At 75.0% G+C, this 21,936-nt stretch carries 20 protein-coding genes; 4 read left to right on the top strand and 16 right to left on the bottom strand.

Annotated features, from left to right (window positions below):
- Positions 1 to 13: 13 nt before the first annotated feature.
- From ACI797_RS06315 to pyrR, 15 genes are all read right to left on the bottom strand, one after another.
- Complete coding sequence (locus tag ACI797_RS06315; protein WP_456857666.1) at positions 14 to 703, bottom strand: aspartate/glutamate racemase family protein; 690 nt, start codon at positions 701 to 703, stop codon at positions 14 to 16.
- Between the two features lie 7 nt (positions 704 to 710).
- Positions 711 to 2,657 (bottom strand): primosomal protein N', encoded by a 1,947-nt coding sequence (locus tag ACI797_RS06310; protein WP_456857665.1) that lies wholly within the window; start codon positions 2,655 to 2,657, stop codon positions 711 to 713.
- Positions 2,658 to 2,781: 124 nt separating this feature from the next.
- Positions 2,782 to 3,978 carry a methionine adenosyltransferase gene (gene metK, locus ACI797_RS06305; protein WP_456857664.1) on the bottom strand — a complete coding sequence of 399 codons (1,197 nt, stop codon included), beginning with the start codon at positions 3,976 to 3,978 and terminating at the stop codon, positions 2,782 to 2,784.
- A gap of 82 nt (positions 3,979 to 4,060) precedes the next feature.
- The gene (gene coaBC, locus ACI797_RS06300) at positions 4,061 to 5,296 is read right to left on the bottom strand and encodes a bifunctional phosphopantothenoylcysteine decarboxylase/phosphopantothenate--cysteine ligase CoaBC (RefSeq protein WP_456857663.1); all 1,236 of its coding nucleotides are present in this window, start codon (positions 5,294 to 5,296) and stop codon (positions 4,061 to 4,063) included.
- Positions 5,297 to 5,423: 127 nt separating this feature from the next.
- Positions 5,424 to 5,687 carry a DNA-directed RNA polymerase subunit omega gene (gene rpoZ / locus ACI797_RS06295; protein ID WP_179720069.1) on the bottom strand — a complete coding sequence of 88 codons (264 nt, stop codon included), beginning with the start codon at positions 5,685 to 5,687 and terminating at the stop codon, positions 5,424 to 5,426.
- A 15-nt stretch (positions 5,688 to 5,702) separates the two neighbouring features.
- Positions 5,703 to 6,308, bottom strand: a complete 606-nt coding sequence (gmk, locus tag ACI797_RS06290; RefSeq protein WP_456857662.1) for a guanylate kinase — start codon at positions 6,306 to 6,308, stop codon at positions 5,703 to 5,705.
- Positions 6,309 to 6,361: 53 nt separating this feature from the next.
- Complete coding sequence (gene mihF, locus ACI797_RS06285) at positions 6,362 to 6,691, bottom strand: integration host factor, actinobacterial type (RefSeq protein WP_456539652.1); 330 nt, start codon at positions 6,689 to 6,691, stop codon at positions 6,362 to 6,364.
- Positions 6,692 to 7,071: 380 nt separating this feature from the next.
- A complete protein-coding gene (pyrF, locus tag ACI797_RS06280) occupies positions 7,072 to 7,881 on the bottom strand; it encodes an orotidine-5'-phosphate decarboxylase (RefSeq protein WP_456857661.1) in 810 nt (269 codons plus the stop codon).
- On the bottom strand, positions 7,878 to 8,804 hold the full coding sequence (locus ACI797_RS06275; protein ID WP_456857660.1) for a dihydroorotate dehydrogenase: 927 nt from the start codon (positions 8,802 to 8,804) through the stop codon (positions 7,878 to 7,880). The genes pyrF and ACI797_RS06275 overlap by 4 nt, the downstream gene beginning before the upstream one ends.
- Positions 8,801 to 9,682 carry an iron-sulfur cluster-binding protein gene (locus tag ACI797_RS06270; protein WP_456857659.1) on the bottom strand — a complete coding sequence of 294 codons (882 nt, stop codon included), beginning with the start codon at positions 9,680 to 9,682 and terminating at the stop codon, positions 8,801 to 8,803. The genes ACI797_RS06275 and ACI797_RS06270 overlap by 4 nt, the downstream gene beginning before the upstream one ends.
- Positions 9,679 to 12,990 carry a carbamoyl-phosphate synthase large subunit gene (gene carB / locus ACI797_RS06265; RefSeq protein ID WP_456857658.1) on the bottom strand — a complete coding sequence of 1,104 codons (3,312 nt, stop codon included), beginning with the start codon at positions 12,988 to 12,990 and terminating at the stop codon, positions 9,679 to 9,681. The genes ACI797_RS06270 and carB overlap by 4 nt, the downstream gene beginning before the upstream one ends.
- A complete protein-coding gene (gene carA, locus ACI797_RS06260; protein ID WP_456857657.1) occupies positions 12,990 to 14,093 on the bottom strand; it encodes a glutamine-hydrolyzing carbamoyl-phosphate synthase small subunit in 1,104 nt (367 codons plus the stop codon). The genes carB and carA overlap by 1 nt, the downstream gene beginning before the upstream one ends.
- Positions 14,090 to 15,376 (bottom strand): dihydroorotase, encoded by a 1,287-nt coding sequence (locus ACI797_RS06255; protein ID WP_456857655.1) that lies wholly within the window; start codon positions 15,374 to 15,376, stop codon positions 14,090 to 14,092. The genes carA and ACI797_RS06255 overlap by 4 nt, the downstream gene beginning before the upstream one ends.
- Complete coding sequence (locus tag ACI797_RS06250; RefSeq protein ID WP_456857654.1) at positions 15,373 to 16,293, bottom strand: aspartate carbamoyltransferase catalytic subunit; 921 nt, start codon at positions 16,291 to 16,293, stop codon at positions 15,373 to 15,375. The genes ACI797_RS06255 and ACI797_RS06250 overlap by 4 nt, the downstream gene beginning before the upstream one ends.
- Positions 16,290 to 16,883: a bifunctional pyr operon transcriptional regulator/uracil phosphoribosyltransferase PyrR gene (pyrR, locus tag ACI797_RS06245; protein ID WP_456539644.1), complete on the bottom strand. Its 594-nt coding sequence runs from the start codon at positions 16,881 to 16,883 to the stop codon at positions 16,290 to 16,292. Before pyrR ends, ACI797_RS06250 begins: the two co-directional genes overlap by 4 nt.
- Positions 16,884 to 17,136: 253 nt before the next feature.
- Between pyrR and bldD the strand changes: the two genes are divergently transcribed.
- The 4 genes from bldD (at position 17,137) to ACI797_RS06225 (ending at position 21,259) form a co-directional block, all read left to right on the top strand.
- A complete protein-coding gene (gene bldD, locus ACI797_RS06240; protein WP_456857653.1) occupies positions 17,137 to 17,682 on the top strand; it encodes a transcriptional regulator BldD in 546 nt (181 codons plus the stop codon).
- A gap of 80 nt (positions 17,683 to 17,762) precedes the next feature.
- Entirely contained in the window at positions 17,763 to 18,677 is a 915-nt protein-coding gene (locus ACI797_RS06235) for an ABC transporter ATP-binding protein (RefSeq protein WP_456857652.1), read from the top strand.
- Positions 18,674 to 19,690 carry a hypothetical protein gene (locus ACI797_RS06230; RefSeq protein ID WP_456857651.1) on the top strand — a complete coding sequence of 339 codons (1,017 nt, stop codon included), beginning with the start codon at positions 18,674 to 18,676 and terminating at the stop codon, positions 19,688 to 19,690. The genes ACI797_RS06235 and ACI797_RS06230 overlap by 4 nt, the downstream gene beginning before the upstream one ends.
- Positions 19,691 to 20,215: 525 nt before the next feature.
- A complete protein-coding gene (locus ACI797_RS06225) occupies positions 20,216 to 21,259 on the top strand; it encodes an HNH endonuclease (protein WP_456857650.1) in 1,044 nt (347 codons plus the stop codon).
- Between the two features lie 91 nt (positions 21,260 to 21,350).
- Here the strand turns inward: ACI797_RS06225 and ACI797_RS06220 are convergent, their stop codons facing one another.
- Complete coding sequence (locus ACI797_RS06220) at positions 21,351 to 21,923, bottom strand: class I SAM-dependent methyltransferase (RefSeq protein WP_456857649.1); 573 nt, start codon at positions 21,921 to 21,923, stop codon at positions 21,351 to 21,353.
- Positions 21,924 to 21,936: the final 13 nt, after the last annotated feature.

The following is a 21,936-nucleotide window of genomic DNA, read 5'->3' as shown; positions in this document are numbered from 1 at the left end:
AGCGGGCCGCTCCCTACCCCAGCGCGGCGGCCACGGCCGCCTCGACGTGCAGCTGCGTCGTCGGGAACACCGGCAGGTCGACGTCGCCGGCCCCGAGCAGCAGCTCGATCTCGGTGCAGCCCAGCACGACCCCCTCGGCACCCCGGCCGGCCAGCCGGCCGACGACGTCGCGGTAGAACTGCCGCGACTCCTCCCGGACGACGCCGAGGCAGAGCTCCTCGTAGATGACCCGGTGCACCTCGGCGCGGTCCTCGTCCCCGGGGACGAGCACCTGGAGGCCGTGCGCGGCCATCCGCTCGACCAGGAACGGCTGCTCCATCGTGAACGCGGTGCCGAGCAGCCCGACCCGGGTGAGCCCGGTCGCCCGGACCGCCGCGGCGGTCACGTCGCCGATGTGCAGCAGCGGGACGCCGAGGACGTCGGTCAGCGCGTCGGCGACCCGGTGCATGGTGTTGGTGCAGAGCAGGACGAGCTCGGCGCCGGCGGCCTCGACCGCCTTCGCGTCGGCGGCCAGCAGCTCCCCGGCCCGGGCCCAGTCGCCGCTCACCTGCAGCCGCTCGATCTCGGCGAAGTCGACCGACAGCAGCACGCAGCGCGCCGAGTGCAGCCCGCCCAGCCGGTCGCGCACCCCCTCGTTGAGCAGCCGGTAGTACAGGGCGCTGCTCTCCCAGCTCATCCCGCCGAGCAGTCCGATCGTCCTCACCGGCGCATCACACCAGATCCAGGGGGTCCAGCTGGACCCGCACGTGCTCGGCGACCTTCTTCGCGCTGCGCACGCCCTGCACCTCGGCCAGCGCCCGGGCCAGCGCCAGGCCCTCGCCGCGGGGCACGCGCACCAGGTAGCGCTCGCGCTCGTCGTCCTGGCCCGGCCGCGGCGGCTCGGGGACGGGACCCAGCAGCTCGGCGTCGGCGGGCAGCCGGGCGGCGTCGAGGAACTCGGCCACCGCCGCGGGCGTGCCCGAGACCGCGGCCATGCGGGTGACCGGCGGGAAGCCGAGCTCGCGGCGGTCGGCGAGCTCGCGCTCGGCCAGCCAGGCGGGGTCCCAGCGGACCAGCGCCTGGACGACGGGGTGCGCGGCGTCGGCGGCGACCACGACCTGCCCGCCGGCGCGCACCAGCGTCGCCGCGTTCATCCAGCGGCGCAGGGTCTCCTCCCCCGCCCGCAGGTCGGCCCGCCCGAGCAGCGCCCAGGAGTCGAGCAGCAGCGCGGCCCCGTACCCGCCCTCGGCGACCGGCTCGGCGCCGGGTGTGGCGACGACGACGGCCGGGCCGCCGGGGACGGTCGCCAGCACCCCGGAGCCGCGGCCCGAGACCCGCACGGTCGCCCCCGCGAAGGCGCGGCCCAGCTCCTCGGCGGTGCGCGCGGCCCCGACGACGGAGGCGCGCAGCTTGGTGTGGTGGCAGTGCGGGCAGTCGAAGGTGGCGGCCGGGCGGGCGCACCAGCGGCAGGCCGGCACCCGCGAGCCGCCGGGCCCGGGCGTGGCGGAGATGCCCAGGGGCCCGGAGCAGACCGCGCAGCGCGCCGGCGCCCGGCAGCGGGCGCAGGACAGGCCGGGCGCGTAGCCGGCCCGCGGCACCTGCACGAGCACCGGGGCACCGTCGGCCAGCGCCTGCCGCGCCACCCGGTGGGCCAGGCTGGGCAGCCGGGCGGTCCGCGCGGCGGGGTCGCGGGCGAGCTCGGCGTCCTCGCCCAGGGCCTGCACCCGCGGCGCGGCGGCGCGCAGCGTCGCCCGGTCGGCGACGAGCTCGTGCGCCCAGCCGGACTCGACGAGCAGCGCCGCCTCGGCGGTGCGCGCCGTCGCCGCGAGCACGGCCGCGCACGAGGCCAGGTGCGAGCGGTGCACCAGCACGTCGCGGGCGTGCGCGTAGGGCGCCCGGGGCTCGGCGTGCAGGTCGTCGCCGTCGTCCCAGATCGCCACCAGCCCGAGGTCGGCGACCGGGGCCAGCGCCGCCGCGCGGGTGCCGAGGACGACCTTCGCCGTGCCCCGCGCGGCCTCGAGGAACCGGCGGTAGCGGGTGTCCGGGGCGGCGTCGGCCCGCAGGACGACGAACGAGCCCGTCGGCAGCACCCGGTCGGCCGCGGCCTCCAGCCGGTCGAGGTCCTTGCCGTCGGGGACGACGACGAGCGCGCCGCGGTCGCCGGAGAGCGCCGCGCGGCACAGCTCGGCCAGCCGGGTCGGCCAGTCCTCGCCGGGCAGCGACGTCCAGACCGCGCGGGCCGGGGCGCCGGAGGCGATGGCGTCGAGCAGCATCGGCCCCGTCGGGTACCGGGCGAAGCCGGCCGGGTCGGGCGGCTCCGGGAGCGGCGGCGGGTCGGCCGGCGGCCGCTTCTCGGCCGACGCCCGGCGCGGCGGGACCGCCAGCCGCAGCACGTCGGTCACCGTGCCGCCCCACCGGTCGGCGACCGACCGGGCCAGCGCGGCCACCTCGGGGGTGAGCACCGGCTCGGGCGAGACCACCTTGGCCAGCGGCGCCAGCCTGCCCGTGTGCTCGGTGGAGTCGCCGAGCTCGAGCACGAACCCGTCGACCAGCTGCCCGGCGAAGCGCACCCGCACCCGGCACCCGGGCCGGACCTGCTCGGCGAGCTCGTCGGGGACGGCGTAGTCGAACGGCCGGTCGAGGTGGGCCAGGGGCACGTCGACGACGACTCGGGCCACCCGCGCGTGGCGGGTGCCCGGGTCGGCGTCGGTGGTCTCGACCGCGGTCAGCGGGGTCTCCGTTCGGGCCGGGAGCGGTGGTCCGGCCCAGTGTCGCCCCGGCTGACGACGATCCTGCGCGCGCTTAGGCCCCGACCGCCGAGCGCAGCGCGTCGGCGCGGTCCACCCGCTCCCACGGGACGTCGAGGTCGGTGCGGCCGAAGTGGCCGTAGGCGGCGGTCGGCTTGTAGATCGGCCGCAGCAGGTCGAGGTCGCGCACGATCGCACCCGGGCGGAGGTCGAACACCGAGGTGATCGCCTTCTCCAGGACCTCGTCGGCCACCGTGCCGGTGCCGAACGTCTCGACGAACAGGCCGACCGGGTGGGCGGCACCGATGGCGTAGGCGACCTGCACCTCGCAGCGCTTCGCCAGCCCCGCGGCGACCACGTTCTTGGCCACCCAGCGCATCGCGTAGGCCGCCGAGCGGTCCACCTTCGACGGGTCCTTCCCCGAGAAGGCGCCGCCGCCGTGCCGCGCCATGCCGCCGTAGGTGTCCACGATGATCTTGCGGCCGGTGAGGCCGGCGTCGCCCATCGGGCCACCGATGACGAACTTGCCGGTGGGGTTCACCAGCAGCCGGTAACCGTCGGTGGGCAGGTTGAGCGCCGCCAACTCGGGCTCGACCACCAGCTCGCGCACGTCGGGGGCGAGCAGCTGCTCGATCGAGATGTCCTCGGCGTGCTGCGAGGAGACGACGACCGTGTCGACGGCGACCGGCCGGTCGTCCTCGTAGACCACCGTCACCTGCGTCTTGCCGTCCGGGCGCAGATAGGGGACGGAGCCGTCCTTGCGCACCGCGGACAGCCGCCGGGCCAGGCGGTGGGCCAGCGCGATCGGCAGCGGCATGAGCTCGGGGGTCTCATCGGTCGCGTAGCCGAACATCAGGCCCTGGTCGCCCGCGCCCTGCCGCTCGATCTCGTCCTCGGCCGAGCCGGAGGTGCGGGCCTCGTAGGCGGTGTCGACGCCCTGGGCGATGTCCGGGGACTGCTGACCGATGGAGACGCTCACGCCGCAGGAGGCACCGTCGAAGCCCTTGCGCGAGGAGTCGTAGCCGATCCCGAGGATGGTCTGCCGGACGATCTCGGCGATCTCGACGTAGCCGTTGGTGGTCACCTCCCCGGCGATGTGCACCTGGCCGGTGGTGATGAGGGTCTCGACGGCGACCCGGCTGCGCGGGTCCTGCTCGAGCATCGCGTCCAGGATCGAGTCGCTGATCTGGTCGGCGATCTTGTCGGGGTGGCCCTCGGTCACCGACTCGGACGTGAAGAGACGGCGTGCCACTCGGAACTCCTCGGGTCGTCGGACGGGTGCGGCGGCAACCCGGCGTGCGCAACGTTACCGGCGCAGTGGGCGGGGTCGGTGATCAGCCGTCGGCAGGGGCGGGCAGGCGGCCGCCGACCGCGGCCCAGATCCCCGCGGCGACGGCGTCCTTGCTGCCCCGCGGGATGTCGGTCGCGGCGCCGTCGGCGGCCAGCACGACGGCGGCGTTGTCGGGCCGGCCGAACGCCTGGCCGGCGGAGACGTCGTTGACGACGAGCAGGTCGCAGCCCTTGCGGGCCAGCTTCGCGCGGCCGTGGGCCAGCACGTCGCCGTCGGCGTCGCCGGTCTCGGCGGCGAAGCCCACCACGAGCTGACCGGGCGCCCGCGAGCCGACCAGCTCGGCGAGGACGTCGGGGTTGCGCACCAGGGGCACCGAGGTGGGCTCCCCGGCGGTGCCCTTCTTCATCTTGGTGGCGGCCACCGTCTCGGGGCGGAAGTCGGCGACGGCGGCGGTCATGACGACGACGTCGGCGTCCTTGGCCTCGGCCAGCACCGCGGTGCGCAGCTCCTCCGCCGTCCCGACCGGGACGACGCGGACGCCGAACGGCGCGGGCAGGTCGACGTTGGCGGCGACCAGCACGACCTCGGCGCCGCGCGCGGCGGCGACCCGGGCCAGCGCCCAGCCCTGCTTGCCCGAGGAGCGGTTGCCGAGGTAGCGCACGGGGTCCAGCGGCTCGCGGGTGCCGCCGGCGCTGATGACGACCCGGCGCCCGGCCAGGTCGGGGGCGAGCGCGGCGGCCCCCTGCTCGAGGACGACCAGCGCGAGGGCGGCGATGTCGGCGGGCTCGGGCAGCCGGCCGGGGCCGGAGTCGGGGCCGGTGAGCCGGCCCACGGCGGGCGGCAGGACGACGGCGCCGCGGCGGCGCAGTGTGGCGACGTTGTCCTGGGTGGCCGGGTGCAGCCACATCTCGGTGTGCATCGCGGGGGCGAACACGACCGGGCAGTGCGCGGTGAGCAGGGTCGCGGTGAGCAGGTCGTCGGCGCGGCCGGCCGCGGCGCGGGCGAGCAGGTCGGCGGTGGCCGGGGCGACGACGACGAGGTCGGCGGTCTGGCCGATGCGCACGTGCGCCACCTCGGGCACGTCGTCCCAGACGTCGGTGGTGACCGGGTTGCCGGACAGCGCCTCGAACGTGGCGGCGCCGACGAAGTGCAGGGCGCCCGGGGTGGGGACGACGCGGACGTCGTGCCCCGCCTCGGTGAACTGGCGGAGGAGCAGGGCGGCCTTGTACGCGGCCACGCCGCCGCTGACGCCCAGCACGATGCGACTCACGCCGTCCATCCTCCCGACACGACAACGCACCCGGCAGGAGCTGCCGGGTGCGTTCTCACCCATTGGGGTGCTGGAACGGCCCCCTTGCAGGGTCCCGCCGCGAGCCTGCGAGCGGTGGGGGCAAGGGGGTCCTTTGTCAGTTCTCGCCCGCGGTGTGGGTGAGCAGACCCTCGTTGATCTCGCGCAGGGCGATCGAGAGGGGCTTCTCCTGCGGGGCGGTGTCGACCAGGGGGCCGACGTACTCGAGCAGGCCCTCGGAGAGCTGGCTGTAGTAGGCGTTGATCTGCCGCGCGCGCTTGGCGGCGAAGATCACCAGGCCGTACTTGCTGCTGGTGCGCTCGAGCAGCTCGTCGATCGGCGGGTTGGTGATGCCCTCGGGGTGGGGTGCGACTCCGGACACGTGCGGGCGAGCTCCTCAGTCGGTGGTGGGAGCGCCGCTGCCCTGGCACAGGCCGGGCGCAGGCGCAGTCAGCAAGCCTACCAACTCGTCGGCGGCCCTGGCCACGTCGTCGTTGACGACCACCACGTCGAACTCCCCCGCGGCGTCCAGCTCGGCCTGCGCGATGGCCAGCCGGCGCTCCTGGACGGCGGCCGGTTCCGACCCGCGGCCGGCCAGCCGGCTGACCAGCTCCGACCAGGACGGCGGGGCGAGGAACACCAGCTGGGCCTCCGGCTCGCGGGCGCGGACCTGGCGCGCGCCCTGCAGCTCGATCTCCAGCAGGGCCGGCGCCCCGGCCGCGAGCCGTGCGCGGACCGGGGCGGCCGGGGTGCCGTAGCGGTTGCCTGCGTACTCGGCCCACTCGAGCAGGCCGTCCTCGGCGATCAGCCGGTCGAACTCCGCGTCGTCGACGAAGTGGTAGTGCACGCCGTCGACCTCGCCGGCGCGGCGGGCCCGCGTGGTGGCCGACACCGACACCCACACGTCGGGGTGGCGCCGCCGGACCTCCGCGATCACGGTGCCCTTGCCCACCCCGGAGGGGCCGGAGAGCACGGTGAGCCGTGCCGGGGTGCGTTCTGCCACGCGTCGAGTCTCTTACGCGGGGTCGGCCACCGGTCGCCCGGGGGTGGCAGGGCTCAGGAGGAGACCTTGTCCCCGCCGAACTCGGCCTCCAGCGCCTTGCGCTGGTTGGCGCCGAGGCCCCGCACGCGGCGGGTCGGCGAGATCTCCAGCCGTTCCATGATCTTGGCCGCCCGCGCCTTGCCCACGCCGGGGAGGGACTCGAGCACGGCGGAGACGCGCATCTTGCCGATCACCTCGTCGGTCTCGCCCTTCTTCAGGACGTCGCCGACCGTGGCGCCCTTGCTCTTGAGCTGCTCGCGGAGTTCGGCGCGGGCCTTGCGGGCCGCGGCGGCCTTCTCGAGAGCGGCGGCACGTTGCTCGGGGGACAGGGAGGGGAGAGGCATGGTTGCGACCCAATCGTGTCGTCGCCGGCGATCTGGACCCGGCGGGTCGGGTGGTGCTTCTTTCGGTGCCGGGCACGCCGTTGCGGGCCCGGCGATCAACCTAGTTCCCGGCATATGCGCTGGTCACGCGCCCTCTGGCGAAGATCGTCGACGGATTCGGCCGGTTCGTTCACCCGTCGTTCCCGCATTCGGTGACGGATAGTCATCTGCGCTGGTCAGCGGGATTCTGGACGCTTGCGTTCCGTAGTGGTTGCAACCTGCACCGGTTCGACACGCCGGTTGCGACACGCCGAGGGGTGATCCGGCGGTGACCGAGGAGCGGCTCTGAGCAGGGACTTTGGACCCGCTCCACCCACTCGCGGCGGGCGGGCGAGCAGGCGTCAGGGGCGCGCCAGCTCGTCGGCCCAGCGGTCGGCGGCGGCCCGCAGCGCCGCGGCGTCCGGCCCGGCGGCGAGCACGTCGCGCGAGACGGTCGGGACGACGGCGGGGTCGCGGCCGAACAGGCGCCGGAGGCCGGCCACCGAGCCCCCCTGCGCGCCCAGGCCGGGGGCCAGGACCGGCCCGCCGAGGCCGGTCAGGTCGACGTCCAGCTCGGGCAGCGTGGCCCCCACGACCAGGCCGAACGAGCCCGAGCCGTCCTCGGCGTTCCACGCCCGCACGGTGTCGACGACCACCTGCGCGGCCGACCGCTCCCCCACCAAGGCGTGCTGCAGCGTGCCGGCGTCGGGGTTGGAGGTGCGGGCCAGCACGAACAGCCCGCCGCCGCAGCGCCGGGCGGTCTCCACGGCCGGCTGCAGGGAGCCCGGGCCGAGGAAGGGGCTGACGGTCATCGCGTCGACGGCGAGCGGGTGCGCCGGGTCGAGGTAGTCGGCGTAGGCGTCCATCGTCGAGCCGATGTCGCCGCGCTTGGCGTCGAGCAGCACCAGCGCCCCGGCGGCCCGGGCCCGCGGGACGGCGTCCTCCAGGACGGCCAGGCCGCGCGAGCCGTGCCGCTCGTAGAACGCCAGCTGGGGCTTGAGGACGGCGACGTGCCCGGCGAGCGCGTCGACGACCGCGTCGGTGAACCGGGCCAGGCCCTCGGGGCTGTCGGGCAGCCCCCACCTCGCCAGCAGCGGCACGTGCGGGTCGATGCCCACGCACAGCGGCCCGCGGGCGGCCACGGCCTCGGCCAGCCGCTGCCCGAAGCTCATCGGTGCGCGTACCCGACGGCGTCGGCCAGCGAGCCGAACCCGCGGGCGGCGAGCGCCTGCTCGAGCTCGGCGTGCACCCGGGCGACGGCGGACGGGTCGTTGAACACCGCCGTCCCGACGCTGACGGCGCTCGCCCCGGCGAGGACGAACTGCAGGGCGTCCAGGCCGGTGCGGATGCCGCCCATGCCGAGGACCGGCACCTCGGGCAGCGCCTGGTGCACCTGCCAGACGCAGCGCAGCGCCACCGGGCGGATCGCCGGGCCGGACAGCCCGCCGGTGACCCCGCCGAGGACCGGCTTCATCGTGTCGGGGTCGATGACCAGCCCGAGCAGGGTGTTGATCATCGAGAGCCCGTCCGCGCCCGCGTCGGCGACCGACCGGGCGACCGCGACGATGTCGGTGACGTCGGGGCTGAGCTTGGCGTAGACCGGCTGCGCCGGGTCGGCCGCCTCCCGCACCGCCCGCACGACGTCGTGCGCCGCCACGGGGTCGCAGGCGAACACCTCGCCGCGGCTCTCCACGTTCGGGCAGCTGATGTTGACCTCGAGGCCGAGGACGCCGGGGACGCCGGCGAGGCGGCGGGCCAGCTCGGCGAAGTCCTCGACGCGGGTGCCGGCGATCGAGACGAACGAGCGCACCCCGCGCTCGGCCAGCCACGGGAGCTCGTCGGCGAGCAGGCCGTCGATGCCGGGACCCTGCAGGCCGATCGAGTTGAGCATCCCGCTCGGGGTCTCGGCCATCCGCGGCGTGGGCCGGCCGGAGCGCGGGCGCAGCTGCACCGACTTGGTGACCACCGCCCCGATGGCGGTGAGGTCGACGAACGGCTCGAGCTCCCGGCCGAACGACGAGCAGCCCGACGCCGTGAGCACCGGGCTCGGGATCTCGGCCTTGCCCAGCCAGGTGGTCATGTCGACGGCGGTCATGCCGGCAGCACCCCCATCGCGTCGGCGCCCACGACGTCGGCGGGCAGCGAACCGACGTCGGCGAAGCGCACCCGGTCGCCGCCGAACACCGGCCCCTCGGTGCAGGAGCGGGTGAAGCGGCTGCGGCCGTCGGCGCCGATCACCGGCAGCACGCAGGTCATGCAGACCCCGATCCCGCAGGCCATGGCCTCCTCGACGGCGACGTACGAGGGCAGCCCCCGTGCGCTCGCCGCCCCGGCCACCGCCCGCAGCATCGGCATCGGCCCGCAGGCGTAGACGACGCCGGCGTCGGCGAGCCGTTCGTCGACCGCGACCGTGACCAGGCCCTGCCGCCCGGCGCTGCCGTCGTCGGTGGTGACGACGACCTCGGCCCCGGCGGCGGCCAGCTCGTCGAGGGAGCACAGCCGGTCGGCCGAGGCCGCCCCGGCGACGGCGGCCACCCGTGAGCCGCGGCCGGCCAGCAGCGCGGCGAGGCCGACCAGCGCCGCGGCGCCGTAGCCGCCGCCCACGAGCAGGGCGGGCGTGCCGGGGTCGGGCAGCGGGAACGGCCGGCCCAGCGGGCCGATCACGTCGACGGTGTCCCCGGGCTGCAGCTGCGCCAGCCAGGTCGAACCGGCGCCGTGCGGCGCGACGACGACGGTGACCCGGCCGTCGCCGGTGCCGGCGATGGCGATGGAGCGGCGCAGCAGCGCGGCCGACAGCGGCCCGCCGACGGCGAAGGCGACGAACTGGCCGGGTTCGGCGGCCGCCGCGATCTCCGGGGCGTCGAGGGTCAGCTCCACGTAGGCGGCCACCGGTCGGCGGCCGACGACCTCGACCACCCGCTGCACGGGCGGGTTCGCCGCCGGCTCCGCCGGCCGGGTGAGCAGCCCGCTCACGGCCGCCGCCCGTCCAGGGAGGCGGCGAGGCCGGCGTGGACCTCCTGCAGGCTGCGCACGCCCAGCGCACCGGCCCGCAGCGCCTCCACCGCCTGCACCGCCGCGGCGATGCCCTGCACCGTGGTCATGCACGGGATCCCGGCGGTGACGGCGGCCGTGCGGATCTCGTAACCGTCCAGCCGCGGCCCGCTGTTGCCCGGGGCGCCGAACGGCGTGTTCATGACCAGGTCCACGTCGCCGGCCTGGATGCGCTCCACGACGTTGCCCGGGCCCTCGCTGTACTTGCCGACGACCTCGCAGGTCACCCCGTTGCGGCGCAGCACCTGGGCGGTGCCCGACGTGGCGAGGACCTCGAAGCCGAGGTCGGCCAGCCGCTTGACCGGGAAGATCGCCGAGCGCTTGTCGCGGTTGGCCAGCGACACGAACACCGTGCCCGAGGTGGGCAGCTCCCCGTAGACGGCGGCCTGCGACTTGGCGAACGCCGTCCCGAAGCCGGTGTCGAGCCCCATGACCTCGCCGGTGGACTTCATCTCCGGGCCGAGCACGGTGTCGACGTTGTGCCCCTCGACGGTGCGGAACCGGTGGAACGGCAGCACCGCCTCCTTGACCGCGATCGGCATGTCCTCGGGCAGGTCGGCGCCGTCGCCGGTGGCCGGCAGCACACCGGCCGCGCGCAGTTCGGCGATCGACTCCCCCACCGAGATCCGGGCCGCGGCCTTGGCCAGCTGCACCGCGGTCGCCTTGGACACGAACGGCACCGTCCGGCTGGCCCGCGGGTTGGCCTCGAGCACGTAGAGGACGTCGTCCTTGACCGCGTACTGGACGTTCATGAGGCCGCGCACGCCGATCCGCGCGGCCAGCTTCTCGGTGGCCGCGCGGATGCGGACCAGGTCGCCCGAGCCGAGCGTGATCGGCGGCAGCGCGCACGCCGAGTCCCCGGAGTGGATGCCGGCCTCCTCGATGTGCTCCATGACGCCGCCGAGGTAGAGCTCGGTGCCGTCGTAGAGGGCGTCGACGTCGATCTCGACGGCGTCCTCCAGGAACCGGTCGACCAGCACCGGGTGCTTCGGGCTGACGTCGGTGGCCTTGGCGATGTAGCTCTCCAGCGTGGCGTCGTCGTAGACGATCTCCATGCCCCGCCCGCCGAGCACGTACGACGGGCGCACCAGCACGGGGTAGCCGATCGCCGCGGCGATCTCCCGCGCCTCGGGGAACGCCGTGGCGGTGCCGTGCTTGGGCGCGAGCAGGCCGGTGTCGGCCAGCACGCGGGAGAAGGCGCCGCGGTCCTCGGCGGCGTCGATCGCCTCGGGCGCCGTCCCCAGCACCGGGACGCCGGCGTCCTTGAGCCGCTGCGCCAGGCCCAGCGGGGTCTGCCCGCCGAGGGTGCAGATGACGCCGGCCACCGGGCCGGCGGCGCGCTCGGCCTCGACCACCTCGAGGACGTCCTCGAAGGTCAGCGGCTCGAAGTAGAGCCGGTCGGCGGTGTCGTAGTCGGTCGAGACGGTCTCGGGGTTGCAGTTGACCATCACGGCCTCGTAGCCGGCGTCCTTGAGCGCCATGACCGCGTGCACGCACGAGTAGTCGAACTCGATGCCCTGCCCGATCCGGTTGGGCCCGGAGCCGAAGATGAGCACCGCCGGCTTCTCGCGCGGCTCGACCTCGGTCTCCTCGTCGTAGGACGAGTAGTGGTACGGCGTGCGGGCGGCGAACTCGGCCGCGCAGGTGTCGACGGTCTTGTAGACCGGCCGGACGCCGAGGCGCCAGCGCAGCCGCCGGACGCCGTCCTCCCCCGCCAGCTCCGGCCGCAGCGCCGCGACCTGCCGGTCGGACAGGCCGTGCCGCTTGGCCTTGCGCAGCAGCGCCCCGGTGAGCGCCGGGGCGTCGCGCACCTCGTCGCCGACCTCCTGGACCAGCGCGATCTGGTCGACGAACCAGGGGTCGAAACCGCTGGCCTCGGCGACCTGCTCGACGCTCGCGCCGGCCGCCAGCGCCCGCTCGGCGAGGTAGAGCCGGCCGTCGACCGGGGTGCGCAGCTGCTCGAGCAGCTCGGCGGGGTCGGCGTCGGGGTCCTCGGCGCCGGTCCAGAAGCCGGCCACCGACGTCTCGGTGGACCGCATCGCCTTGCCCAGCGCCTCGGGGAAGTTGCGCCCCAGGGCCATGATCTCGCCGACGCTCTTCATCGTCGTCGTCAGCCGCGGGTCGGCGCCGGGGAACTTCTCGAACGCGAACCGCGGGATCTTGACCACGACGTAGTCCAGGGCGGGCTCGAACGCCGACGGGGTGACCCCGGTGATGTCGTTGGGGATCTCGTCGAGCGTGTAGCCGATCGCCAGCTTCGCCGCGATCTTGGCGATCGGGAAGCCGGTCGCCTTGGACGCCAGGGCGCTGGACCGGGAGACGCGCGGGTTCATCTCGATGACGACGAGCCGGCCGTTGTCGGGGTTGACCGCGAACTGGATGTTGCAGCCGCCGGTGTCGACGCCGACCGCCCGCAGCACCGCGATGCCGACGTCGCGCATCCGCTGGTACTCGCGGTCGGTGAGGGTCATCGCCGGGGCGACGGTCACCGAGTCGCCGGTGTGGACGCCCATCGCGTCGATGTTCTCGATCGAGCAGATGACGACCACGTTGTCGCTGCGGTCGCGCATCAGCTCGAGCTCGTACTCCTTCCAGCCGAGCACCGACTCCTCGATCAGCACGGTGTGCACCGGCGAGTCGGCCAGGCCGTGCGCGGCCATCCGCCGCAGCATCGGCTCGTCGGTGGCGAAGCCCGAGCCGAGGCCGCCCATGGTGAACGACGGCCGGATGACGACCGGGTAGCCGACCTCGGCCGCGGTCTCCAGGGCCTCCTCGACGCTGGCGCAGACCCGCGACCGGGGCGCGTCGGCACCGACCGAGCGCACGATCTCCTTGAACAGCTGCCGGTCCTCGCCGCGGTTGATCGCGTCGACGTCGGCGCCGATGAGCTGGACGCCGTACTTCTCGAGCACGCCGCTCTCGTAGAGGCCGATCGCGAGGTTGAGCGCGGTCTGCCCGCCGAGGGTGGCCAGCAGCGCGTCGGGGCGCTCCTTGGCGATGACCCGCTCGACGAACTCCGGCGTCAGGGGCTCGACGTAGGTGGCGTCGGCGACCTCGGGGTCGGTCATGATCGTGGCCGGGTTGCTGTTGACCAGGCTGACCCGCAGCCCCTCGGCCTTGAGCACGCGGCAGGCCTGGGTGCCGGAGTAGTCGAACTCGCTGGCCTGGCCGATGACGATCGGCCCGGAGCCGATCACCAGCACGTGGTGGATGTCGTCCCGCTTGGGCATCAGGCCTTCTCCCCCATGAGGTCGACGAAGCGCTGGAACAGCGGGGCGGCGTCGTGCGGCCCGGCGGCCGACTCGGGGTGGAACTGCACGCTGAAGGCCGGCGCGTCCAGCAGCCGCAGCCCCTCGACGACGTCGTCGTTGAGGCCCACGTGGCTGACCTCGACCGGCCCGAACGGGGTGCCGGTCGGCCGGTCGAGCGGGGCGTCGACGGCGAAGCCGTGGTTGTGGCTGGTCACCCGCACCGTGCCGCTGACCCGGTCGAGCACCGGCTGGTTGAGGCCACGGTGGCCGAAGCGCAGCTTGTAGGTGCCCAGGCCCAGCGCGCGGCCGAGGATCTGGTTGCCGAAGCAGATGCCGAACAGCGGCCGGCGCGCCTCCAGGACGCCGCGGACGGCCGCGACCGCGTAGTCGGCGGCGGCCGGGTCGCCCGGGCCGTTGGAGAGGAAGACCCCGTCGGGACCGGCGGCCAGCAGCTCCTCGGCGGTGGCCGTCGAGGGCAGCACGTGCGTCTCGACACCCAGCTCGGCCAGGTGCCGCGGGGTGGCGGTCTTGATGCCGAGGTCGAGCGCGGCGATGGTGAACCGCCTCTCCCCCACCGCCGGGACGACGTACGGCTCCGCGGTGCTCACCGTCGGGGCGAGGTCGGCGCCGACCATGCTCCCGGCGGCCCGCACCCGCTGGCGGAGGGCCTCGGCGCCGAGCTCGGTGCTGATGCCGGCCCGCATCGCGCCGCGCTCGCGCAGGTGCCGGGTGAGCGCCCGGGTGTCGACGCCGCTGATGCCGACGACGCCCTGCGCGGCCAGCTCGTCGTCCAGGGTCCCGGTGGCCCGCCAGTTGGCCGGGCGGCGGGCCGGGTCGCGGACGACGAAGCCGGCCACCCACATGCGGCGGCTCTCGTCGTCCTCCTGGTTCACGCCGGTGTTGCCGATGTGCGGCGCGGTCATGGTGACGATCTGGCCGGCGTAGCTGGGGTCGGTCAGCGTCTCCTGGTAGCCGGTCATCCCGGTGGCGAACACCGCCTCGCCGACCGTCGTCCCGACCGCGCCGTAGGCCTCGCCCCGGAACGTCCGCCCGTCCTCGAGGACGAGTACCGCCTCTGTCAACGCACTGCCTTTCCGTCGAGCACGGTCGCCGTCCCGCGCAGGAACGTGGCGACCACCCGGCCGGGCAGCTCCCGGCCGGCGTAGGGGCTGTTGCGGCTGCGGCTGGCCAGCGCGGCCGGGTCGACGGTGGCCCGGTGCGTCGGGTCGAGCAGCAGCAGGTTGGCCGGCTCGCCGGGGGCGAGCGGGCGGCCGTGGCCGGCCAGCCGGCCGATCGCCGCCGGGCGGACCGACATGCGGTCGGCGACGCCGCGCCAGTCGAGCAGCCCGGTCTCCACCATCGTGCGGACGACGACGCCGAGCGCCTGCTCCAGCCCGAGCATGCCGGGCCGGGCCAGCGCCCACTCGCACTCCTTGTCCTCCACGGCGTGCGGGGCGTGGTCGGTGGCGACCGCGTCGATGGTGCCGTCGGCCAGGGCCGCCCGCAGCGCCTCGACGTCCTCGTCGGTGCGCAGCGGCGGGTTGACCTTGAACACCGCGTCGTAGCCCTCGACGCACTCGTCGGTGAGCAGCAGGTGGTGCGGGGTCACCTCGGCGGTCACCTGGACGCCGCGGCCCTTGGCCCAGCGGAGGATCTCCACCGACCCGGCGGTGGAGACGTGGCAGACGTGCAGCCGCGCGCCGACGTGCCCGGCGAGCAGCACGTCGCGGGCGATGACCGCCTCCTCCGCCGCGGCCGGCCAGCCGCCGAGCCCGAGCCGGGCCGAGCGGTCGCCCTCGTTCATCTGCGCGCCGGCGGTGAGCCGCGGCTCCTCGGCGTGCTGGGCGACGACGCCGTCGAAGGCCTTGACGTACTCCAGCGCCCGGCGCATCAGCGCGGGGTCGGCCACGCACCTGCCGTCGTCGGAGAAGACCCGGACGCGGGCCGCGGAGTCGGCCATCGCGCCGAGCTCGGCCAGCCGCTCGCCGGCCAGCCCGACGGTCACCGCGCCGACCGGGACGACGTCGACCAGCCCGGCCTGCTGGCCGAGCCGCCACACCTGCTCGACCACGCCGGCGGTGTCGGCGACCGGGTCGGTGTTGGCCATCGCGTGCACCGCGGTGAACCCGCCGAGCGCGGCGGCGCGGCTGCCGGTCTCGACGGTCTCGGTGTCCTCGCGGCCGGGCTCGCGCAGGTGGGTGTGCAGGTCGACCAGGCCGGGCAGCGCGACCAGCCCGTCGGCGTCGACCACCTCGGCGTTCGACACCGACAGCCCGGCACCGATCGAGGTGACCACGCCGTCCTTGAGCACGAGGTCGACGGGGTCCTCGCCGTAGAGGCGGGCCCCCTTGATGAGCGTCGTCACTGGGTCGCGCCTCCGAGCAGCAGGTACAGGACGGCCATGCGGACGCTGACGCCGTTGCCGACCTGCTCGACGATCGTCGAGCGGACCGAGTCGGCCACCTCGGCGGCGATCTCCATGCCGCGGTTCATCGGGCCGGGGTGCATGACGATCGCGTCGTCGGCGAGCGCCGCCATGCGGACGGCGTCGAGGCCGTAGCGCCGGCTGTACTCGCGGGCGCTGGGGAAGAACGAGGCGTTCATCCGCTCGGCCTGGACGCGCAGCATCATCACCACGTCGGCCTTGGGCAGGACGGCGTCGAGGTCGTAGCCGACCGAGACCGGCCAGCTGCCCACACCCACCGGGAGCAGGGTCGGCGGGGCCACCAGGGTCACCTCGGCGCCCAGGGTGTGCAGCAGCCGGACGTTGGAGCGGGCGACCCGGCTGTGCAGCACGTCGCCGACGATCGCCACGCGGACGCCGTCGAGCCGGCCCAGCCGCTGCCGGATCGTGTAGGCGTCGAGCAGCGCCTGGGTGGGGTGCTCGTGGGTGCCGTCGCCGGCGTTCACCACGCTGCCGCGCACCCAGTGCGCCAGCCGGTGCGGGGCGCCGCTCGCGCTGTGCCGCACCACGATCGCGTCGGACCCCATCGCCTCGAGGGTGAGCGCGGTGTCCTTGAGGCTCTCCCCCTTGGACACGCTCGACCCCTTGGCCGAGAAGTTGATGACGTCGGCCGACAGCCGCTTGGCGGCCAGCTCGAAGCTGATGCGGGTGCGGGTGGAGTCCTCGAAGAAGAGGTTGACCACCGTGCGGCCGCGCAGCGTCGGCAGCTTCTTCACCTCGCGGCCGGCCAGCGCCGACTCGATCTGCGCGGCGGTGTCGAGGACCAGGGTGGCGTCGTCGCGGTCGAGGTCGGCCGCCTCCAGCAGGTGGCGCTTCACTTCTCCCCCTCGGTGAGCAGCACCTCGTCGGCGCCGTCCACCTCGGCGAGGTGGACCTTGACCGACTGGCTGCGCGACGTGGGCACGTTCTTGCCCACGTAGTCGGCGCGGATCGGCAGCTCGCGGTGCCCGCGGTCGACGAGGACGGCCAGCTGCACCGCCCGCGGCCGGCCGAGGTCGCGCAGCGCGTCGAGCGCGGCCCGCACCGAGCGGCCGGAGTACAGGACGTCGTCGACGAGGACGACGAGCCGCCCGTCGATGCCCGCGTCGGGCACCACCGTGGGCTCCAGCGCGCGGACCCCGCGCATGCGCAGGTCGTCGCGGTAGAGCGTGATGTCGACGGTGCCGACGTCGATCGCGGTACCGGAGAACGCCTCGACGCGCGCGGCGAGCCGGCGGGCCAGCGGGGCGCCGCGGGTGGGGATGCCGATCAGCACGAGGCCGGCGAGTTCGTCGCCGGCCTTCTCGATCAGCTGGTGGGCCATCCGGTCGACCACTCGGGCGACGTCGGTGGCGGAGAGCAGCGCCCCGGGCGCTGCGGTGCTGCGGGCTTCTCGGCTGCTCGGCGCAGCCGGGGACGAGCCGGCCATCAGGCCTCCTTCCCCGCCTCACGGGACGGGTCGTTAAAGGAGTGGGGTGGTCCGGCGCCCACCGTACTGCACGGCCCGCGTTCCCCCGACCGGGTGTCCGGGTCCCGCCCCTCGGCCGGACCTCCCTCGCGCGAGTACCCCACAGGCGGGACGCGCCTGCCACCGTGTGTCTCCTGTTGCGTGTATGAAGTGACCAGTACGCTCAGTCACCGATGATCACCACCGCCGACGACGGACAGTGAGCAGGACGCCCATGAGCACCGACTACTCACGGGCCCTCGGGGCCCGCCTCCGCGCCATCCGCAACCAGCAGGGCCTGTCCCTGCAGGGCGTGGAGGACAAGTCCCACGGCCGCTGGAAGGCCGTCGTCGTCGGCTCGTACGAGCGGGGCGACCGCGCCGTGACCGTGCAGCGGCTCTCCGAGCTGGCCGTCTTCTACGGCGTGCCGGTCTCCGAGCTGCTCCCCGACCCGCGGCCGAGCTCCGCGGTCACCTCGACCACCAAGATCGTGCTCAACCTGGAGTCGCTGGGCTCGCTGCCCGCCGACGAGGCCGGCCCGCTGGCCCGGTACGCCTCGACCATCCAGGCGCAGCGGCACGACTACAACGGCAAGGTCCTCTCCATCCGCGCCGAGGACCTCAAGTCGCTGGCCATCATCTACGACATGAGCCCCGACGAGCTGACCTCGAAGCTCATCGAGTGGGGCGTGCTCAACCCGGGCATGGAGGGCATCGCCGGCGGGGACGACGACGACGACGACCCCGACCCGCACTGGGAGCGCCGCCGCTCGCCCCGCTGACGGCGGCGCGCCCCGCGCGGTAGCTGTACGCGCACGTCTCGCTGTGCCAGGGTGCCCCCACCCTGCAGCGAGGAGGTGCCGTGCCCGCAGTGGAGATGACGGGGGTCACCAAGACCTACCGGCGACGCGGCCGGCCCCCGCAGAAGGCGCTCGACGGCCTCGACCTGCTCGTCGAGACCGGCGGGGTGCACGGTTTCCTCGGCCCCAACGGCTCGGGCAAGACCACGACCATCCGGGTGCTGCTCGGGCTGGTCGCCGCTGAGGCCGGCGACGTCCGCCTGCTCGACCGGCCGGTGCCCGGCGCGCTCCCCGAGGTGGTAGCCGACGTCGGCGCGCTGGTCGAGACCCCGCTGTTCTTCCCCGAGTTCTCGGGCCGGCTCAACCTGCGGCTGCTGGCCGAGGCAGCCGGCCTACCGCGCACGCGGGTCGAGGAAGTCCTCGAGCTGGTCGACCTGCACGACCGCGCCGACGACCGGTTCAAGGGCTACTCGCTCGGCATGAAGCAGCGGCTGGGCATCGCCGCGGCGCTGCTGAAGGCGCCGCGCCTGCTGATCCTCGACGAGCCGAGCAACGGCCTGGACCCGGCCGGCATCCGCGACGTCCGCGAGCTCATCCGCCGCCTGGGCGGCGACGGGCGGACGACGGTGCTGCTGTCCTCCCACCTGCTCGCCGAGATCCAGCAGGTCTGCGACTCGGTGTCGATCCTCGCGCGCGGCCGCCGCGTCGCCAGCGGGCCGGTCGCCGAGGTGCTGGCCAGCCGCTCCAGCGGTGACGTGCGGGTGCGCGTCCCCGAGCCGGTGAGCGCCGCCGCCGTCCTGACCGGGGCGGGCTTCGCCGTCTCCCCCGCCGACGGCGCGCTGCTCGTGCACGCCGTGGCCAGTCCGGGCGAGATCACCCGCGTGCTCGCCGAGCACGGCCACTACCTCGAGGAGCTGACCCCGGTGAGCGCCGACCTGGAGAGCGCGTTCCTCGCGATCACCGGGGACCAGACGTGAGCGCCCCGCCCGTCACGCCGGCCGCCGGGCTCGGCGGCCTGGTGCGCGCCGAGGCGCACCGCTTCCGCGCCCGCCGGTTCATCCAGGTGCTGCTCGGGCTGCTGCTGCTCGGCTGGCTGACCGCCGTCCTCGTCGCGCTCCCCCAGTTCGGGCAGCCGACCGCCGACGAGCTCGCCGCGGCCCGGCAGCTGCAGGCGGAGAACGTCACGGCGTCCAACGAGGGGCGCGCCGAGTGCCTCGCGGACCCGGACCTGCCCGACGACGTCCCGCCCGAGGAGTTCTGCGGACCGCCGATCACGGCGGAGGACCTGCCGCTCGGCATGTTCCTCGAGGAGGCGCCGTTCTCCTTCGTCGCCGCGGCCCGGGCCGGCGCGCTCGGGTTCGCCGCGGCGGCCGCCGTCCTCGCGTTCCTGCTGGGCGCGACGTGGATCGGCGCCGAGTGGTCGACGCGGTCGATCGTCGCCCTGCTGTTCTGGGAGCCCCGGCGGTACCGGGTCATGGGCGTCAAGCTCGGCGTGCTGGCCGCCGGGGGTGCGCTGCTCGGCGTCCTGGCCCAGGCCGCGTGGCTGGCCATGGCGGGGATCCTCTCGGCGGTCGCCGGCGACGGCGCCGCCCCGCCGGAAGGATTCTGGAGCAGCTTGCTCGCCCTGCAGGGGCGGGCCGTCGTCCTCACCGTGCTCGCCGCGCTGGCCGGCTTCGGCCTGGCCAACCTGGTCCGCAACACCGGCGCCGCCCTGGGCGCGGGCTTCGTCTACTTCGCTGTGCTGGAGACCGCGATCCGGGCGCTGCGGCCCACGTGGCAGCCGTGGCTGCTGACGAACAACGCCGTCGCGCTGGTCAACCCGGGCGGGCTGCAGCTCTTCCTCGAGACCGGGGCGCCGGACGAGAACGGCTTCGTCGCGATGACCGGGTACGTCGTCGGGAACCTGCAGGGCGGCCTCGTCCTGGGCGGGGTGACGGCGGCCCTGGTGGTCGCCGGCGTGGTGCTGTTCGCCCGGCGCGACCTGCACTGAACGCGAGCGCAGTTCTCCACAGGGATTGATGCTGACCTGCGCGTTCTGTCGGCGCTGCCACTAGGATCGAACACATGATCGAGGCGGAGCCGGCGACGGCGGGTGTCGCGCTCGCGGTCGAACTGCTCCCCCACGACGAGCAGCTCTCGCCGCAGGCGCCGCGGCGCCGGCTGGGCCAGGTCCTGCCGGTCGGGTCCAGGTCCGACGTCGAGCTGTGCACCGAGCTGCAGCGCATCGTGCAGATCGAGTCCATGCTGGCCGCCTACAAGATGGAGGTCACCCTCGCGCTGGCCGCGCTGCGCCCGGCCGACGACCTCCCACCCGGTGCGGAGCCCACGTGGGGTGCGGGCGAGGTGCGGCTGCCGGACGTGTCGGAGTCCTTCTCCGACGAGCTCAGCGCGGTGCTCAACTGCTCGCGTGCCACGGCCACCGGGCTGGCCGAGCTGTCCAACGTCCTGCTCACCCGGCTGACCGCCACCTGGGGGCGGCTGGCCGACGGGCAGCTCGAAGCCCCGTGCGCGTGCGATGGCCGCCGAGCTGGGCTGGCCGGCTCGCGACGTGCCCGACGCGGTCGTGCACGCCGTGGAGGCCGAGGTGCTGCCCCGGGCCGGAGAGCTGTCGGTCCGCCGGCTGCGGGAGCTGATCCGCGCCCGGCTGCTCGCCCACGACGTCGACCTGTCCGAACGCCGCCGCAAGGACGCCGAGGAGCTGGCCCACGTGCGCGTGGCCCACCACCGCGACGGCATGTCCGAGCTGATCGCGTTCCTGCCCACCGCCTCGGCCACCGCCTGCGCCGACGCGGTCGACCAGTACGCCCGGATGCTCAAGGCCGACGGTGACACCCGCCCGATCGGCCTGCTGCGCGCGCTGGTGCTCGAAGACCTGATCCTGCGGCCGTGGGACACCTCCCGGCCGCCGGTCACGGCCCAGCTGCACCTCACCGCCCCCGTCCGCGCGACCCGGGCGGACGCCACCGACGTCGCCGACCTCGACGGGCAGCCGATCACCGGCGCGCTGCTGCGCGACCTCCTCGAGCAGCTCGACGCGGTCTGCCCCGGTGGGCTGCAGGCCCCCGCCGGCGGCGCCCTGCACCTCTCGCTGGTCGACCCGGTGTCGGGGAAGCTTCGCGCGGTGGTCGATCGCGCGCAGCTGGCCAAGCTGGCCGCCCGCGGCTGCCCCGACCACCCGGCGGGCGACTGCAGCTGCCCGGTGCTCGAGTCCCCCGGGACGGTGGACCGCTACCGGCCCAGCCCGGGGCAGTACGAGTTCGTGCGCACCCGCGACCGTGGCTGCCGCTGGCCCGGTTGTCCGAACACCGCAGCGTGGGCCGATCTGGACCACGTCGTCCCGCACGCCTGCGGCGGCGAGACCGCCTGCGACAACCTCTGCTGCCTGTGCCGGCGCCACCACCGGATCAAGACCCACGACCGGCGGTGGGGCTTCCGGCTCGACCCCGACGGGACCTTCTCCGTGACCACCCCGGCGGGGGTCACCCGCACCAGCCGACCACCCGGCCTCGCCCCGCCCACCCGCCCGCCACCGGCGCTCCCCGACCAGCCGCCCTTCTGACCGACCTCAGCCGACCGGCGCCTGCACCCGGCATCCCGCAGGCGCCCATCGGCACGTCGTCCCGCAGGTGTCGCCCGGGCAGGCCGGGGCGTCAGCTCGGGCGACGCGCGGCGAGCGCCACCTGCGGTCGCCCGGTCTGGTCCTCCGACAGCCTGAGCTCGGAGACGACCTCCAGCCCCGCACCGGCGAGCATCGCGGCGAGCTGCTCGGGGCGCCACAGGTGCGTCGTCCACCTGACCGGCACGCCGCCGTAGGCCTCCGTGCGGACGACGTCGCCGTCCCCGACGTGCGTGCCGATGAGGACCAGCCCGCCGGGCACCACCGCGTCGGCGAAGGACGCCAGGACGTCGGGCAGCACGGAGCGGGGCAGGTTGAACAGCGACCACCAGCCCAGCACGCCGCCGAGGGAGGCGTCGTCGACGGCGAGGTCTGTGGCGGACGCGACGTCGAACCGCAGGTGCGGGTGCAGCCTTCGCGCCTGCGCCACCATGCGCGGCGACAGGTCGACTCCCCGGGCATCGACACCCAGACCGGCGAGATGCGCCGTCACGTACCCCGGGCCGCAGCCGACGTCCAGCACCGGACCGCGCCAGCGCACCTCCTCGGCGAACGCGGCGAGCACCGCGCGCAGCCACGGGTAGGGGTCCAGCTCGCCGACGCCCATGGCGACGTAGCGA

It is taken from the genome of Geodermatophilus sp. SYSU D00691, from assembly GCF_054050275.1.
The sequence above is the reverse complement of the archived record's forward strand: the minus strand, read 5'-3'. Positions and strand labels throughout refer to the sequence as shown.